This is a genomic window from Caulobacter sp. GW822-FHT07D08, assembly GCF_058798735.1.
This window is the reverse complement of the sequence record NZ_JBXAKU010000001.1, coordinates 438,350-454,540: the sequence shown is the minus strand read 5'-3', so window position 1 is coordinate 454,540 and position 16,191 is coordinate 438,350. Positions and strand designations below refer to the sequence as shown.

Genomic DNA, 16,191 nt, shown 5'->3' with positions numbered 1-16,191 from the left:
CGGTTTGCGGCTCCAAACTTAACGAGCGGTTAAGCATGCCCAAAGCGTCGCCGCGGACGGGACATGTTCAGGCCCTCGCGAAGCGGGCCAAATGTGATATGCGCACGGCCATGACTTCGACGCCTCTCGACAAGATCCGCAACTTTTCAATCGTCGCCCACATCGACCATGGGAAGAGCACCCTCTCCGACCGTCTGATCCAGGAGACCGGGGGCCTGACCGCGCGCGAGATGAGCGCCCAGGTTCTCGACAACATGGACATCGAGAAGGAGCGCGGCATCACCATCAAGGCGCAGACCGTGCGCCTGAAGTACCACGCCGACGACGGCGAGGACTACATCCTCAACCTGATGGACACCCCCGGCCACGTCGACTTCGCCTATGAAGTCAGCCGCAGCCTGGCCGCCTGCGAAGGCTCGATCCTGGTCGTCGACGCCTCGCAGGGCGTGGAAGCCCAGACCCTGGCCAACGTCTATTCGGCCATCGACAACAATCACGAGATCGTCCCGGTCCTCAACAAGATCGACCTGCCGGCCGCCGAGCCCGAGCGCGTGCGCGCCCAGATCGAGGACCTGATCGGCCTGGACGCCAGCGACGCCGTGCTGGCCAGCGCCAAGTCGGGCCTGGGCATCCACGACGTGCTGGAAGCCATCGTCAAGCGCCTGCCGCCTCCCAAGGGCGAGCGCGACGCCCCGCTGAAGGCCCTGCTGGTCGACGCCTGGTACGACGCCTATCTCGGCGTGGTCGTGCTGGTGCGCATCTTCGACGGCACGCTGAAGGCCGGCCAGCAGGTCCGCATGATGCAGACCGGCGCCACCCACCGCATCGACAAGGTCGGGGTGTTCACGCCCAAGGCCACCGACGTGCAGGAACTGGGCCCAGGCGAGGTCGGCTTCTTCACCGCCTCGATCAAGGAAGTGGCCGACGCCGCCGTCGGCGACACCATCACCGACGAGAAGAAGCAGACCGCCCAGGCCCTGCCGGGCTTCAAGGAGGTCCAGCCGGTCGTGTTCTGCGGCCTCTTCCCGGTCGACGCCGCCGACTTCGAGGACCTGCGCGCCGCTGTCGGCAAGCTGCGCCTCAACGACGGCAGCTTCACCTACGAGATGGAATCCAGCGCCGCCCTGGGCTTCGGCTTCCGCTGCGGCTTCCTCGGCCTCCTCCACCTGGAGATCATCCAGGAGCGCCTGTCCCGCGAGTTCGACCTCGACCTGATCGCGACGGCGCCCTCGGTCGTCTACAAGATCCACATGCGCGATGGCACGGAGCGGGAACTCCACAACCCCGCCGATCTGCCCGACGTGATGCAGATCGAGAGCATCAGCGAGCCCTGGATCAAGGCCACCATCTTCACCCCCGACGAATATCTCGGCGGCGTGATCAAGCTGTGCCAGGATCGTCGCGGCATGCAGCGCGAGCTCAGCTATGTCGGCAACCGCGCCATGGTCGTCTACGACCTGCCGCTGAACGAGGTGGTCTTCGACTTCTACGACCGCCTGAAGTCGATCTCGAAGGGCTATGCCAGCTTCGACTATCAGGTCGAGGACTACCGCGTCGGCGACCTGGTGAAGATGTCGATCCTGGTCAACGCCGAGCCCGTCGACGCCCTCTCCATGCTGGTCCACCGCGACCGCGCCGAGAGCCGCGGCCGGGGCATGTGCGAGAAGATGAAGGAACTCATCCCGCAGCACATGTTCGTCATCCCGATCCAGGCGGCGATCGGCGGCCGCATCATCGCCCGCGAAACGGTTAGAGCTTTGCGCAAGGACGTCACGGCGAAGTGCTACGGCGGCGACGCCTCGCGCAAGCGCAAGCTGCTGGACAAGCAGAAGGCCGGCAAGAAGCGCATGCGCCAGTTCGGCAAGGTCGAGATCCCGCAGGAAGCGTTCATCGCGGCGCTGAAGATGGACGAGGATTGATCGGGCTTCCTTCTCCCCTGGCGGGAGAAGGGCCGGAATGGCGTGCGTCGAGGAAAAGGTCGGGCCGACCGATCGCCCTACCCCCGTCGCCGCGCGTCCGGCTATGGTCGGCTGGTTGAGTCGGAGCCCCCATGACCCCCGCGCAGTTCATCAAGAAATGGAGCGACAGCCACCTGCGTGAACGGCAGGGGTCGCAGGAACATTTCATCGACCTGTGCCGGATGCTGGGCGAGCCGACCCCCGCCGAGGCGGACCCTCACGGCGACCACTATTGCTTCGAGCGCGGCGCGGCCAAGACCGGCGGCGGCGACGGCTGGGCCGATGTCTGGCGCAGGCACTGCTTTGGCTGGGAGTACAAGGGCAAGCACAAGAACCTCGACGCCGCCCTGCGCCAGCTCCAGGCCTATGCGCTGGACCTGGAAAATCCGCCCTATCTGATCGTCTCCGACATGGAGCGGATCATCGTCCACACCAACTGGACGAACACCATCAGCCGCAAGATCGAGTTCACGCTCGACGACCTGCACGAACCTGAAAAGCTGGCTGTGCTGCGGCTGGTGTTCGAGGGCTCCGAAAGCCTCAAGCCGAAGATCAGCCCGCAGGAACTGACCGCCAAGGTCGCCCAGCGGTTTGGCGATCTGGGTCGGCGTCTGCAGGAGCGCGGCCATGACCCGCGCGAGGTGGCCCACTTCCTCAACCGCGTCGTCTTCTGCATGTTCGCCGAGGACGCCAAGCTGCTGCCCGAGGGCCTGTTCACCCGCATGACGCGGTCGATGCAGATGCGCCCGCCCACCGAGGCGGCGGCGCAGTTCGACGCCCTGTTTTCGATGATGCGCACCGGCGGTCTGTTCGGCGCCGACGTGATCCGCTGGTTCAATGGCGGCCTGTTCGACGACAAGCCGGCCCTGCCGCTGGAGCGGGCGGACATCAAGCTGATCTGCGACACCGCCGGCGAGCACGACTGGTCCGAGCTGGACCCGTCGGTGTTCGGCAACATGTTCGAGGAGGCGCTGAAGGCCACGCGCGAGCGGGCGGCCCTGGGCGCCCACTACACCGACCGCGCCAAGATTCTGAAGATCATCGACCCGGTGATCACCTGGCCGCTGATGGCCGAGTGGGAAGCGGCCCTGGCTGAGATCCGCGCCGCCATGGAGGCCCGCGCCGCCACCGAGGACGAGCGCAAGGCGGTGCTGGAAGCCGCCGCCGAGGCCATGCGGCAGGACCCCGACAAGGCCAAGGCCGGCGAGGCCGCGCGTCGCAAGGCCCTGACCGCCATCGCCAAGCGGGCCGACGCCGCCCTGGGCCAGGCCAAGGACCGGCTGGAGGCGTTCCTGACCCGGCTGGCCGCCTATCGCGTGCTGGACCCGGCCTGCGGCAGCGGCAACTTCCTGTATGTGGCCCTGCACGCCCTGAAGGACATCGAGCGCCGCGCCCTGGTCGACGCCGCCCGCCTGGGCATCGAGGTTCCGGCCCCGCGCGTCGGCCTGGCGTGCGTGCGCGGCATCGAGATCGAGGACTACGCGGCCGAACTGGCCCGCGTGACCCTGTGGATCGGCGACCTGCAATGGAACGCCAAGAACAACTATACCGGCCTGGCCGAGCCGATCCTGTCGTCGCTGGACCAGATCGAGCGCCGGGACGCGCTGCTGAACGCCGATGGGACCGAGGCGGTGTGGCCGACGGTGGATGTGATCGTGGGCAACCCGCCGTTCCTGGGTGGGAAGAAAATCCTGGGTCATCTCCCCGAAAAGGCGCCCATTCTCAGGAGTGTGTTTGAGGGCCGCGTCCCCCCCAAGGCTGACTTCGTTATGTATTGGATAGAAAAAGCTCGTCAGAAAATTACAACAGGACAAGTTTCTGCGGCGGGATTTGTTACAACTAATATGGTGCGGGGCACTGCCAATCGCCCGGTTATGGAGAAGCTTTTAGGAAAGGCCGAGATATTTGAAGCCTGGTCAGACGAAGCCTGGGCATTAGATGGGGCGGATGTTCGCGTCTCCATGTTCGCCTTTGGAGCACACCCAGCTAGCGAAGTCCGGTTGGACGGTAGTGCTGTAGATGCGATTCAGCCCGACCTTAAGGCCTCCACTTACTCGGGAACGGATGTTACGCGACTGGCCGAAAACTTAGGCCGAACAGCTAGAGGCTTCGAAGTTGGCGGCCCCTTCGATATCTCGGGCGAGATAGCGAGGGCGATGCTTAAGGCGCCGACCAATCCAAATGGCCTAAAGAACAGTGAGGTATTAAAGCCCCTTTGGTCTGGGAAGGACCTTAGCGGTCGGTTTCGCGATTTGTGGCTCATCGACTTTGATGAGAAATCTAAAGCCGATGCTTCGATGTTTGAGGCACCATTTGCTCACCTCTCTAAGGTCGCAGATAATGGAGGAAGGAGCCGGTGGTGGAGGTTTAGAAGGTCGGGATCAGATGTTCGGGAACTTCTAGCGAGTTCGCCGCGTGTCCTAGCAACGGTTCTCGTCTCTAAGCACCGCCAATTTCGTTGGCTGGATTCGCTGTGCAGTCCCGATACGCGCTTAGTGATCATTGGGCGTGAGGATGATGTATCCTTTGGGATTCTCTCTAGCAGGTTTCACGAGTTGTGGACTTTACGCTTTTGCCAACGCCATGGCGTCGGCAACGACCCAGTCTACACCCCGTCCACCACCTTCGAGACCTTCCCCTTCCCGGAAGGCCTGACGCCCAATATCCCGGCCGCCGACTATGCCGCCGACCCGCGCGCCATCGCCATCGGCGAGGCGGCGGCCGACCTGAACGCCAAGCGCGAGGCCTGGCTCAATCCGGCTGATCTGGTGCGGATCGAGCCCGAGGTCGTCCCCGGCTATCCCGACCGCGTCCTGCCGGTCAGCCCCGAGGCGGCGGTCGAGCTGAAAAAGCGCACCCTGACCAACCTCTACAACCAGCGCCCGCCCTGGCTGGACATGGCCCACAAGCGCTTGGACGCCGCCGTGGCCGCCGCCTATGGCTGGCCAGGCGACCTGTCGGACGACGAGGTTCTGGAGCGCCTGTTCGCCCTGAACCAGGAACGGGCGGCGGCGGGGCGGTAGAGCGGGGCGGCCGAAAGGGTGAGCGGCTTGGGCGCCGGCCACGCTCCGAATGTGGGAGACGAGCCCATCCGCCCGCCTGAACGCTCGGCGTTTGCGTCTCTGACCCTCGCCTTTTCAACGCCTTGTCGATTTTCGACGCCGTTCTGTCCCCGCCGTCTCGCGCGGCCGCAGACTGGCGGGCATGACAAAGACACATCCCGACGCCCGCCCGACCTGGTTCCGCCTTTCGGAGGACTCCTGGGCCAAGATCGCCGCGGAGTACAAGAACGGCGCGACCGCCGCCGAGCTGTCCGCCAAATGGAAAGTCTCGACGCGCAGCATCTATAATCGCGCCGGCGCCAAGGGCTGGACCAAGAAGGCCAACAGCGACGCCGTCGCGCGCGCCCACGCCGACGCCCAGACCGAGGCGGAGACGGCCGCGCGCCTCCGGCGGTCCGCTCCCCTGCCCGGCGAGGTCTGGCTGACGGATGACGACGCGGTGGAGGCTTTCAACGCCGCGCCGCTGTCGACCGACCCGTCCGCCCTGCGCAACGCCGCGATGGCCCGGCTGGCGGCGGCGATCCAGGACGGGCGCGACCACGAGGCGCTGCGGCTGACCACCCTGGCCGATCGGCTGGCGCGGCTGACCGCGCCGCAGCCGCCTTCGGAGGCCGCCCTGGCCGGAGCGACGGCCGACGGCTTCGACGGCGAGCGCGCCAAGCTGCTGATGACGGGCTTCGTCGACTGGCGGCCGACCAAGGCGGCGGTCGAGCACGAGACCGACCTGATGTTCCGCAGCATCTACCTGCTGGCCCTGGCCATGCTGCTGAAGCCCGAAAGCGTGCCGGCGCTGTTCAAGCGGCGGGTGATGCGCTTTCGCCGCGACTATCTGGGCGAGGACGACGCCGACGCCCTGGAGGCGGCCGAACGCACGACCGCCTACGCCTTGAAGGAGCTGGACGTCACGATCATGGACTTCAACGGGCCCGAGCCGCGTCCGGCGCGCAAGGTCCCGGCGCGCACCTGGCCGCCGTCCCGTCCGCCCTATCCGAGCCGGCGGCGCCTGGCCGCGTCCTAGCCGTTCCGGAGTCCGGAAGGCCTCACCCGAACGGCGGCTTCATCCTGTAGAACCGCGCCTCGCCCAGCAGGTCGTAGACGCGGCGGATGCGGAAGGCCTCGGGGCGGGCCTCGGCGAGGTCGAACTCGGCCTGGCTGAGGCCGAACGGGGAGACCTCGCCCGAGAGGGTGGTCTTGACCACGATCAGGCGCGGGGTCTCGTCCAGGCCGAAGCCGATCACGTCGCAGCCGTCCGGGTCGCCGTCGCGGGAGGGACGGATCTTCGCCGCCAGGTCGGGGCGACCGCGATCGGACAGGCGGCGGGCCTCGAAGGCGATGATGCTGGAGACGCCCAGGCCCTTGAGGAAGCGATCGTCGGCCTCGCGCCCGCCCATGTCGAAGCGCTGGATCACCCGGATCAGGCGCTCGTCCATCGGCATCGGCCGGGGCGGCGCGGCCTCGATCAGGGGCACGGCCGGCGGGGCGGTGAACAGCGAAGCCGGGCGCACCGCGGCGCTGAGCAGGGCCGGCTTGGCGGCCAGCTGCTCCTCGACCGCTTCCAGCAACGCGGTGTCGTACGACCAGCGCGGCGGCTGGTCGCGCAGGATCGGCAGGCCGATCAGCGACAGCACCGCCGAGATTTCGCCCTGTTTCCAGGTGATCGGCATGTCGGACTTGCCGGTGACGAAGCGGACGGTGCGGTCGTGGGCGCTACGATCGACGGGCTTGCCGGCGAGCGTCTTCTCCAGCTGGGCGACATAGTCGCCCACCACCACGGCCAGATCAGCCCCCGTCCACTCGCGCCCCGATTCCCCCGTCATCGGACGATGATGCGTCACGACGGAGTGTTACGCCACAAGCTAGGGTAAACTTGGCTGTTTCATCGCGCCCGCCACGGCCATGGGCGCGTCCTGCACCGGCATCTGGTCGGCCTGCAGCTTGGCGGCCTCCATGGCGCGGCGCACGGTGGTCACCGGCGCGTCGGCGTCGACCTTGAAGGTCAGCACCGCGGTATGGGCCGGGTTCTCGCCGAGATTGGCGAAGCCGCCGGTCCGCTCGGCGTTGAAGGTCACGCCGTAGGTGCGGTTGGCCAGCACCCGGCACAGCAGGACGAAGGTCTTCTGGTCGCCCAGCAGCCGGGGCGTCTTCACGCAGTCCATCGGCTCGGCGCCCGGCGCGGCGGCGTAGTTCCAGGCGCTCGGCGACATCTGCTGGTCGAAGGCGGCCTTGAGGATCAGCACCCCCGGCGGCACGGTCTGGTCCTGGGCCGGATAGGTCGAGACCAGGTTCGGCGGCAGGGTCGGCGGCAGAATCAGGACGGGCGAGACGGTGTTGGGGCCTTCCGGAGCCGGCTTCGTCTGGGCGTGCGCGCCCGCGGCGGCCAGCACGGCGAAAGCGATCAGGACGGGAACCGAACGGCGGCGCGACATCTTTCCAAAGTGACCCTCAAGCGCGGCCTTCTCAAGGCGTCTTTACAGGCCTACATCGCCTTCATGACCGACAAACCCGAAGTCCCGGCCGATGAAACGCCGATGCAGCGCGCCCTGCGCCTGAAGAAGGCCGCCCAGGGCAAACACGGCCACGGAGCCAAGGCCTCGACCGGCAAGATCGAACGCTCCAGCGTCGCGGCCCCGACCGGCAAGTCCAGACCCTGGATGACCCGGTGACGATCCCCAAGGTCCTCGGCCGCGTCTCGTCCATCAACGTCCGCAAGGTCCTCTGGACCCTGGACGAGCTGGGCGTGGCCTATGAGCGCGAGGACTGGGGCCAGGGCTTCGCGCCCACCAGCGACCCGAAGTTCGTCGCGCTGAACCCCAACGCCCTGGTGCCGGTTCTGATCGATGAGCACGGCCCGGTCTGGGAGAGCAACGCGATCTGCCGCTACATGGCGGCCGACACGCCGCTGTTTCCGGCCGACCGCCGCCAACGCGCGCTGGTCGACCAGTGGATGGACTGGCAGTGCACCGAGCTGAACACCGCCTGGCGCTACGCCTTCGCCGGCCTGGTCCGCAAGACGCCCGGCTTCGACGATCCCAAACTGATCGCGACCAGCGTCGCGGCGTGGAACACGGCCATGGGCCTGCTCAGCGCGCGGCTGGTGGACACTGGGGCCTATGTCGCTGGCGACACGTTCACCCTGGCCGATATCGTGCTGGGCCTCTCGGTCCACCGCTGGCTGTTCAGCCCGATCGAGCGCGAGAACTGGCCGACGCTCACCGCCTACTACGAGCGGCTGAGCCAGAGGCCGGCGTTCCGGACGTGGGCTGATCCGCGGGTTCCGTGATCGGCTCGGAGCCTTCCTGGGGCAGGCTCGAGATCGGCACGCCCGGCAGCAGCGGCTCGCCCGTCCACTCCCAGTGCCAGGGCTCGTAGGCGTAGTTGACGAAGCCGAACCGCGGCGCGTTCACGACCATCCAGCGATAGACCGACGAGCGCGCCATGACGAGCCGGTTGGCGTCGGCTGAGCTGTCGGGTCTCGAGCCCGGCGCGGCGTCGATGACCAGGTCCACGGCCAGGCCGGTGCGGTGGGCCGAGCAGATGGTGCGCCTCAAGCCCTGGCAGTTGTTGTCTCGCGCGCACCGCTGGGCGTCGGCGTCCGGGGCGCGGAAGCCCGAGAAGATCGTCAGCGACTCCGGCCGAGGCAAGACGCCCGCCGACCGCGCCTCGGCGACCATCCTCCGATAGGCCTCCAACGCGCCGGGCGTCAGGCGGATGGCCTTGCCGCCATAGCTCTCCTTGGGACCGGCCTGGGCGAGACTGGCCTCGGGCGGCGCGCCGGGGCACATGCCCTCGCGGTTCACGCGCACGAACGGTCGCGCCAGATGCCAGCGGACCAGCATGACGCCGAACACCGCGGGGTCGACGACACCGGTCTGCCGCAGGCCATGCGCGCCCTGCCAGCGCGCCAGGGCCGAGGCGAAGCCGTTCGAGCCTGGGCCACAGGTCGTGCCGATCTCGGCGGCGATCCGTGGGGCGTAGATCTCCCATCCGGTCTCTGGCTTGCCGAACGGGGACCAGGCCAGGGTCGACAGCGAGGCGGCGTTGACGGCGGCGGCGGTGTCGGGGGCGTCGGTCCCATCGCAGGTCTCCGCCGCGCCAGCCAGCGGCGTTGGGGCCGACGGCGGGTCGATGGAGGTGAAGTGCTGCTCCGCCGGCGTCGCGTAGGCGGTCTCGTCGCGCGGCTGAGCGGGTCTTGAAGGGGCTCCGCCGCTGGGCCACGTCACCCATAGCCAGAACCCGCCGCCCGCCAGCAACAGAAGGCCAAGGCCCCAAAGCCATCGTCGCAGCGCCCTCAAGTCGATCCCCGCATTTGGCCTCGCGATCCCACGGAACTTCGCCATGGCTCAAGCCTTGAGACGGGGCAGTCGTTCCGTCTGGAGTTCTTATGACCGTCCTGGTTTCCCGTTTCGCCCTGATCGCCGTGCTGGCCCTGTCGGCCTGCGACGACAAGCCACCGGCCAAGCCCGCGCCGGCCAAGACGGTCCAGAAGTCCGCGCCCCCTCAGCCACCGGTCGTCGCCGCGCCGGCGGCTGTCGCGGCCAGCTCGCCGCTGGCCCAGACGATCAACGCCGCGACCTTCGATCCCGCCACCACCGATCCCGAGGCGCGCCGCAATCTGCTGGTCCGCGTCCAGACCCTGCTGGACCGCGCCCACTTCTCGCCGGGCGTCATCGACGGCCGCGATGGTACGAACCTGACCCTGGCGATCAAGGCCTTCCAGACCTCGCGCAGCCAGACGGCCGACGGTCAGATCACGCAACGACTGATCGACACCCTGACCGCCGGAGACGCCGGGCCGGTGCTGGTCGACTACACCATCACCGCCCAGGACGAGGCCGGCCCGTTCTCGCCGCCGATCCCCAAGGACGACTACGAGGCGATGGCCAAGCTGCCGGCCCTCGACTACATGACCCCGCTCGAAATGCTGGCCGAACGCTTCCACATGGACGAGGCGCTGCTGCAGGCGCTGAATCCCGGCGTCGACTTCGGCGTCGCGGGGACGACGATCGTGGTGACGGCGGCTGGCGCCGATACTCTGGATCGCAAGGTCGACCGCATCGAGATCGACAAGGCCCTGGGCCAGGTCCGCGCCTTCGACAAGGACGGCGCCCTGCTGGCGACCTATCCGGCGACGGTCGGCAGCACCGAGCGTCCCGCGCCGACCGGCGAATGGGCCGTGCGCACCCTGGCGCCCAGGCCGACCTACACCTACGACCCGTCGCGCCTGACGTTCGGCAAGCCCAAGGGCAAGCTGACCATCAAGGCGGGGCCGAACAACCCTGTCGGCTCGACCTGGATCGACCTGACCAAGGACACCTACGGCATCCACGGCACGCCCGATCCCAAGCTGGTCAACAAGCGCGCCTCGCACGGCTGCGTGCGCCTGACCAACTGGGACGCGGCCGAGCTGGGCTCGGCCGTGAACAAGGGCGCCAAGGTGGTGTTCATGGGCGCGGAGGCGAGGGCGAGCTAGGACCCGAAACCCCGCCCTTCGACAAGCTCAGGGTGAGGTTTCTACTGACACGCGGCGACAGAGTAGTCCTCACCCTGAGCCCGTCGAAGGGCGAGGACGGCTCCCCAGTGGTTAGCTTTATTTCGGCTTGCGGAACTTCAGGATGAACTGATCCGTCTTCCCGCGAATGCTCGGGTCGAACACGCTCGCCGTATGCGGGTCGTCCTTGCTCGCCAGCAGCGGGCTCTCGGCCTCCAGCTTGAACCCGGCGGCCTCGACCTCGCTCTTCACCTGGGCGATGTCGATGCGGTGCAGGGCGTCCGGCGCCGCGGTCGCGCCAGACAGGGCGGCGTGGTCGATGACCAGGAAGACGCCGCCCGGCTTCAGCGACTTGAAGATCTCGGCATTGGCCTTGGCCGCGGTGTCGACCGGGAACGGTTTCAGGTGCTGGTCGTGATAGTTCTGGACCGTGATCGCCACGTCGGCGCCGTCCGGCAGGTCCAGCGCGGTCATCGGACCGTTCAGCGGCTTGACGTTCGAGAGGGCCGCCGCGACCGTCTTCTGGTCTTCGCCGTACTGAGCCTTGAACTTGATGAACTCGGCGGGCTGGTAGGCATAGACACCGCCCTTGGGGCCGACGGCGGCCGACAGAATGCGGGTGAAATAGCCGCCGCCCATGATGTAGTCGATGACCGTGTCGCCCGGCTTGACCTCGGCCAGGGCCAGCACCTCGCCCGGATGGCGGGCGGCGTCGCGGGCGGTGTCGGCGGCCGGGCGCGACGGGTCGGCCAGGGCCTTCTCGACATTGGCGGGGACCTGGGCCAAAGCGCCGCCGCCGCCGGCGCTGAACGCCCCGAAAGCCAGAACGCCGGCGAGTGCCGAAACCAAGTGCTTGCGAGCCATGGGCCGCCTCCCTCTTTGCTTAAATCGAACCTAGCAGCCCAGTCAGGGATGGCGAACGACGTTCTCGCGACGTTTCAGACAGCTTTCGTCGAAAGCGGCTCTAGGCACGACCAAGCGCGCCCCGCATGATCGTCGGTAACAAATAATGGGCTGGGGAGGCTCGGATGAAGTGGATCCTGCGCGGGATCGGCGCCTTGCTGGCGCTCGTGGTGCTGGCGGCGGCGGGCTTGATCGTCATCGACCAGGCCAGCCTGCCCAAGGCCCCTGCCCGCCAGGCCCTGCTCGACAAGGCCAAGGCCTACGACGTCCGCATCCGTCGCGACGATTGGGGCGTGCCGCACGTGCTGGGCAAGACCGACGCCGACGCCGCCTTCGGTCTCGGCTACGCCCAGAGCGAGGACGACTTCGCCACCCTGCAGGACGTGGTGCTGGCCACCCGAGGCGTACTGGCCCGCGACAAGGGCAAGGCCGCCGCGCCGACCGACTATGTCACCGCCCTGCTCGACGTCTGGCCGACCACCAACGCTCACTATGGCGAGCTGCCGGCCGAGCTGCGCAAGATCATGGAGGCCTATGCCGACGGGGTCAGCGTCTATGCCGCCAAGCACCCGGAGAAGGTCAAGGCGGGCCTGCTGCCTCTGACCGGCCACGACATCGAAGCCGGCTTCGTCTTCAAGCAGCCGTTCTTCTACGGCCTGGACGGCGAGCTGAAGCGCCTCACGGCGCCGGACGCCCCGCCGCCGCCGGCCAAGGGATCGAACGGCCTGGCGACCGCGCCTTCGCGCAGCGCCGATGGGGCCACGCGGCTGCTAGTCAATTCGCACCAGCCCTATACCGGCCCGGTCGCCTGGTACGAGGCCGTGGTCGAGAGCGGCGAAGGCTGGCACGTGGCCGGCGGTTTCTTCCCCGGCGCGCCGTTCATGCTGCACGGCCACAACGCCAATCTGGGCTGGGCCAATACCGTCTCTAAGCCCGATCTCGTGGATATCTACCGCCTGACCCTCAACCCAGCGAACAAGAACCAGTACAGACTGGACGGCCAGTGGAAGGACTTCGACAAGCGCTACGTCACCCTGCGCGTGAAGCTGCTGGGCCCCATCGTGCTGCCGGTGAGGAAGGCCGTCCTGCGCTCGGCGCACGGACCGGTGCTGGAGACGGATCACGGCGTCTTCGCCATCCGCTACGCCGGCATGGGCGAGTGGCGCCAGCCGTTGCAGTACTGGCGGCTGAACCGCGCCCGCACCGTCGAGGAATGGCGCGCGGCCATCGCCACCCACGCCATCCCCAGCCTGAACTACGTCTATGCCGACAAGGCCGGGAACATCGGCTTCGTCCACAACGGCCAATACCCCAACCGCACCGTCGACGCCGACTGGAAGGGGATCCTTCCCGGCGACCGCTCGGACCTGATCTGGCGGGGCTACCGTCCGCCTGAGCAGATCCCACAGCTGTGGAATCCGAAGTCGGGCCTGGTGTTCAACTCCAACAACAGCCCGTTCCAGGCCAGCGAGGCGGCCGACAATCTCAAGCCCGAGGCCTTCCCGGCGTCGATGGGCCTGCAGACCAACATGACCAACCGCGCCTGGCGGGCGCTGGAGACCTTCGGGACCGACCATGCGATCACCGACGCCAGCTTCCGCGCCCACAAGTTCGACGTGACCTTCAGCGACCGCTCGTCGGTGATGGAGATGGTCCGCGAGGTCACCGCGATCGACCCCAAGGGCGACGCCGATCTCGCCAAGGCCCAGGCCATCCTGCGCGCCTGGGACAAGAAGGCCGACGTCCATGATCGCGGCGCGGCCCTGGCGGCGCTGATGACCCAGCCGATCCTGTTCGCCCGCTCGAACGGCGACCCGGCCCCGACGCCGCTGGCCAGCCTGCGGGCGGCGATCAAGCAGCTGAAGACCCACTTCGGCCGCCTCGATCCCGAATGGGGCCAGGTCAATCGTATCCGGCGCGGAAGCGTGGACCTGCCGATCGACGGGGCGGCCGACACCTATCGCTCGGTCTGGGGCAAGCCGGAGACGGACGGCACGACCACGGCCGACGGCGGCGACACCTTCATCATGTTCGTCACCTGGGACAAAGCCGGGATGCTGCGCTCGGAGAGCATCCACCAGTTCGGCTCGGCCACTCTCGACGCCGCCTCGCCGCACTATGCCGACCAGACGCCGCTGTTCGTGGCCATGAAGACCAAGCCGGTCTGGTTCACCGAGGAGCAGCTGAAAGGACACGTTAAGGTCGACTATCGCCCGATCGACCGTTAACTTTCAGAGCTAGACCGTTCAGGCGCCGTTCAGTTGGGAAACGGTTAGCTGGGCTTCACACGACGAAGCCTTCCTTGGTGGGGAAACCAAATGCGAAAGACCCTTGGCCTGATGGCCTTCTCCGTTGTCGCCATGGCCACGGCCGCTTCGGCCCAGGCGCCGAACTGGAACGGCGCCTACCAGGAGCCGCCGCGCGGCTCGTACCTGCAATCGTGCCGCGAGATCACGACCTTCAACGGCGAGGTCCACGCGCGCTGCAAGACCAGCCGCGGCGGCTGGGCCTGGGTCAGCGCCTATCTGCGCGACTGCAACAGCCAGGGCATGGCCAATGGCGACGGCAAGCTGATCTGCCAGAGCCTTGTCGGCTCGAACAACGGCGGCTGGAACAATGGCGGCTGGAACGGCGGCGGCGGTTGGAATAACGGCGGCGGCAATAATGGCGGCGGCGGCTGGAATAACGGCGGCAACAATGGCGGAGGCTGGAACAACGGCGGTGGCGGTCGCCCCGGCGGCTCGCGCGACGGCGTCGTGCTGTTCGAGGACCCGAACTACCAGGGGCGCGCCTTCGAGGTAAACGGCGACATGCCCGACCTCGGCGCCGTCAAGTTCAACGACAAGGCCTCGTCGATCCAGATCGGCCGCGCCGGCGGTCGCTGGGAGATCTGCGAACACGCCAATTATCAGGGCCGCTGCAGCCGCCTGGACGCCGACCAGGCCATCCTGCCCCGCGAATGGAACGACGCGATCAGCTCGATCCGTCGCGTCCGCTAGGAGGTCACCGTCATGCGCAAGATCGCTTTCCTGATCGTCTGCGGCGCGGTCGCACTGGCCACCACCACGGTCGCCGTGGCGCAAGATCGCTACCAAGGCCGCGACGAGCGCTATGATCACCGGGACGACCGTCGCCATGACCGTTGGGACGATCGCCGTGACGGCCGCTGGGGTCCTGGCGGCGAGGTGGTGCTGTTCGAGCACGACGGCTTCCGCGGCGAGGCCCGCCCGCTGCGCGGCGACGTGCCGGACCTGTCGCGCCTCGGTTTCAACGACCGCGTCTCGTCCATGCGCATCCGGCGCGGACCGTGGGAGTTCTGCGAGCACGCCTACTATCAGGGCAAGTGCTGGCGATACGACTACGATATGGCCAGCCTGCCCAGGAAGCAGAACGACCGTTACAGCTCGGTCCGCCGGGTGCGCTGATCCTTAAGCCGCGTTGGGCTCTTGAAGCTCGGCGCGGCCCACGGTTAAGGTCCGCCGCCTTCCAAGCCGGAGCTCTGATCTATGCGTAAGTTCGTCGTCCTCGCCGCCGCCGCGGCCGCCCTTCTGGTTTCGGCCTGCAACACCATCGAAGGCGCCGGTCGCGACGTCTCGTCGGCCGGCAAGGCCGTCGCCGGCGCCGCTCGCGACGCCAAGCACTAGCCGCTAAGCGTCTTCCTCGCGCGAGGTCTCCGCGCCGATCGCCTGCTTCTCATGCGGCGCGACGGCGCTGTCCGGCGCGTGACGGACGGCGTGTTCGGCCTTGGAAGCGCCAACGCCTTCGCGTGGCGGCGTTTCCGGGCCGGGATCGGTTTCGGTTGGGCGTTCTGGCGTCATGGCGCGTCTCGTCTGCAATCCAGACGATTAACGCCGCCTCCCGACAACTGTTCCAGAGACGTCCGATCAAGGACTCACGGTCTCGGAACGCAGCTTCTGAAATAACGGGCGTTGACCAGAACCAGTGTACGAGCCGTCCGGATATCGTTTGCATCGTTTGATCGAGACAGATTTCACGGGGCGCCACGTTCTACCGGCGGCAAAAATCTACAAGATCTTACAGCAAGTTTGGACATAACGTCGCCGTGCGACGGCTGGTCGCCCTTTTCCCGCCGGATCCGAAAGCGCATATGAGCGGCATGTCAGAGTTCCAGTCCTCCGCACCGCCCATGCTCGTCGGCCTTACGCGCGGCGTGCGGCATCGCTGCCCCAACTGCGGCGAGGGCCGTCTGTATCGTGGCTACCTGAAGGTCGAGCCGGTGTGCGAGGCCTGCGGCCACGAACTGGGCAGCTATCCCGCCGACGACGGCCCGGCCTATTTCACCATCCTGCTGGTCGGCCATCTTGTCGTGGCCCCACTGCTGTTGTTTCCGGTGATCTGGGAGGGGCCGCCGCTGATCGTCGTGCCCGTCTGCCTGACGACGCTGGCCACCCTGACCCTGCTGCTGCTGCCGCGCGTCAAGGGCGCGGTGATCGGGGCGCTGTGGGCCATCCGCCTGCGCAAGGCCGAGGACACCCCAGCCTAGGCGGAACCAAACGGCGCGGAACCGACAAGCGCCGCCGCGAATTCCCGAAAGCAAGACCCTAGCGTCGCCGTGGTGGCGGACGCAGGCTTCAAGGACTTTCGGACCATGCTCGGCACGATCCTCATCATCATCCTGATCCTGGCTCTGATCGGCGCGCTGCCGACCTGGGGGCACAGTCGTTCGTGGGGCTATTTCCCCTCGGGCGGTCTGGGCCTGATCCTGATCATTCTCATCATCCTGGTTCTGCTCGGCCGCATCTAGCGCCTCTTTCGGAGA

General features: G+C 67.4%; 17 protein-coding genes. 12 read left to right on the top strand and 5 right to left on the bottom strand.

Annotated elements, in window-relative coordinates:
- The first annotated feature begins 110 nt into the window (after window positions 1-110).
- From lepA to AC1RJ9_RS01965, 3 genes are all read left to right on the top strand, one after another.
- A complete protein-coding gene (gene lepA / locus AC1RJ9_RS01975) occupies window positions 111-1,919 on the top strand; it encodes a translation elongation factor 4 (RefSeq protein WP_492835185.1) in 1,809 nt (602 codons plus the stop codon).
- 131 nt (window positions 1,920-2,050) lie between these two features.
- Complete coding sequence (locus tag AC1RJ9_RS01970; RefSeq protein WP_492835187.1) at window positions 2,051-4,981, top strand: DNA methyltransferase; 2,931 nt, start codon at window positions 2,051-2,053, stop codon at window positions 4,979-4,981.
- A gap of 181 nt (window positions 4,982-5,162) precedes the next feature.
- Complete coding sequence (locus AC1RJ9_RS01965) at window positions 5,163-6,038, top strand: hypothetical protein (RefSeq protein ID WP_492835189.1); 876 nt, start codon at window positions 5,163-5,165, stop codon at window positions 6,036-6,038.
- A 22-nt stretch (window positions 6,039-6,060) separates the two neighbouring features.
- Here AC1RJ9_RS01965 and AC1RJ9_RS01960 read toward each other — a convergent pair whose 3' ends face one another.
- Window positions 6,061-6,837: a protein NO VEIN domain-containing protein gene (locus AC1RJ9_RS01960; RefSeq protein WP_492836077.1), complete on the bottom strand. Its 777-nt coding sequence runs from the start codon at window positions 6,835-6,837 to the stop codon at window positions 6,061-6,063.
- 39 nt (window positions 6,838-6,876) lie between these two features.
- Complete coding sequence (locus AC1RJ9_RS01955) at window positions 6,877-7,446, bottom strand: hypothetical protein (protein ID WP_492835191.1); 570 nt, start codon at window positions 7,444-7,446, stop codon at window positions 6,877-6,879.
- Between the two features lie 63 nt (window positions 7,447-7,509).
- On the opposite strand from AC1RJ9_RS01955, the gene AC1RJ9_RS01950 reads away from it, so the two are divergent.
- Both AC1RJ9_RS01950 and AC1RJ9_RS01945 read left to right on the top strand, forming a co-directional pair.
- Entirely contained in the window at window positions 7,510-7,683 is a 174-nt protein-coding gene (locus tag AC1RJ9_RS01950) for a hypothetical protein (RefSeq protein ID WP_492836079.1), read from the top strand.
- Complete coding sequence (locus AC1RJ9_RS01945) at window positions 7,680-8,300, top strand: glutathione S-transferase family protein (protein ID WP_492835193.1); 621 nt, start codon at window positions 7,680-7,682, stop codon at window positions 8,298-8,300. Before AC1RJ9_RS01950 ends, AC1RJ9_RS01945 begins: the two co-directional genes overlap by 4 nt.
- On the opposite strand, the gene AC1RJ9_RS01940 is transcribed toward AC1RJ9_RS01945, so the two are convergent.
- Complete coding sequence (locus AC1RJ9_RS01940; RefSeq protein ID WP_492835195.1) at window positions 8,230-9,357, bottom strand: D-alanyl-D-alanine carboxypeptidase family protein; 1,128 nt, start codon at window positions 9,355-9,357, stop codon at window positions 8,230-8,232. The two genes, AC1RJ9_RS01945 and AC1RJ9_RS01940, sit on opposite strands and share 71 nt — an antisense overlap.
- Before the next feature lie 44 nt (window positions 9,358-9,401).
- On the opposite strand from AC1RJ9_RS01940, the gene AC1RJ9_RS01935 reads away from it, so the two are divergent.
- Window positions 9,402-10,490, top strand: a complete 1,089-nt coding sequence (locus tag AC1RJ9_RS01935) for a L,D-transpeptidase family protein (RefSeq protein WP_492835197.1) — start codon at window positions 9,402-9,404, stop codon at window positions 10,488-10,490.
- 117 nt (window positions 10,491-10,607) lie between these two features.
- Here AC1RJ9_RS01935 and AC1RJ9_RS01930 read toward each other — a convergent pair whose 3' ends face one another.
- Window positions 10,608-11,372 carry a class I SAM-dependent methyltransferase gene (locus tag AC1RJ9_RS01930; RefSeq protein WP_492835199.1) on the bottom strand — a complete coding sequence of 255 codons (765 nt, stop codon included), beginning with the start codon at window positions 11,370-11,372 and terminating at the stop codon, window positions 10,608-10,610.
- A gap of 164 nt (window positions 11,373-11,536) precedes the next feature.
- On the opposite strand from AC1RJ9_RS01930, the gene AC1RJ9_RS01925 reads away from it, so the two are divergent.
- From AC1RJ9_RS01925 to AC1RJ9_RS01910, 4 genes are all read left to right on the top strand, one after another.
- On the top strand, window positions 11,537-13,639 hold the full coding sequence (locus AC1RJ9_RS01925) for an acylase (RefSeq protein WP_492835201.1): 2,103 nt from the start codon (window positions 11,537-11,539) through the stop codon (window positions 13,637-13,639).
- Between the two features lie 90 nt (window positions 13,640-13,729).
- A complete protein-coding gene (locus tag AC1RJ9_RS01920) occupies window positions 13,730-14,410 on the top strand; it encodes a beta/gamma-crystallin (RefSeq protein ID WP_492835203.1) in 681 nt (226 codons plus the stop codon).
- A gap of 12 nt (window positions 14,411-14,422) precedes the next feature.
- A complete protein-coding gene (locus AC1RJ9_RS01915; protein ID WP_492835205.1) occupies window positions 14,423-14,836 on the top strand; it encodes a beta/gamma crystallin-related protein in 414 nt (137 codons plus the stop codon).
- 81 nt (window positions 14,837-14,917) lie between these two features.
- A complete protein-coding gene (locus AC1RJ9_RS01910) occupies window positions 14,918-15,055 on the top strand; it encodes an entericidin A/B family lipoprotein (RefSeq protein WP_099580356.1) in 138 nt (45 codons plus the stop codon).
- A 3-nt stretch (window positions 15,056-15,058) separates the two neighbouring features.
- Here the strand turns inward: AC1RJ9_RS01910 and AC1RJ9_RS01905 are convergent, their stop codons facing one another.
- Window positions 15,059-15,229 (bottom strand): hypothetical protein, encoded by a 171-nt coding sequence (locus AC1RJ9_RS01905; RefSeq protein ID WP_492835207.1) that lies wholly within the window; start codon window positions 15,227-15,229, stop codon window positions 15,059-15,061.
- 290 nt (window positions 15,230-15,519) lie between these two features.
- Here AC1RJ9_RS01905 and AC1RJ9_RS01900 point away from each other — a divergent pair, with 290 nt between their 5' ends.
- Complete coding sequence (locus tag AC1RJ9_RS01900; RefSeq protein ID WP_492835209.1) at window positions 15,520-15,915, top strand: DUF983 domain-containing protein; 396 nt, start codon at window positions 15,520-15,522, stop codon at window positions 15,913-15,915.
- A gap of 105 nt (window positions 15,916-16,020) precedes the next feature.
- Window positions 16,021-16,176: a DUF3309 family protein gene (locus AC1RJ9_RS01895; protein WP_099580360.1), complete on the top strand. Its 156-nt coding sequence runs from the start codon at window positions 16,021-16,023 to the stop codon at window positions 16,174-16,176.
- Window positions 16,177-16,191: the final 15 nt, after the last annotated feature.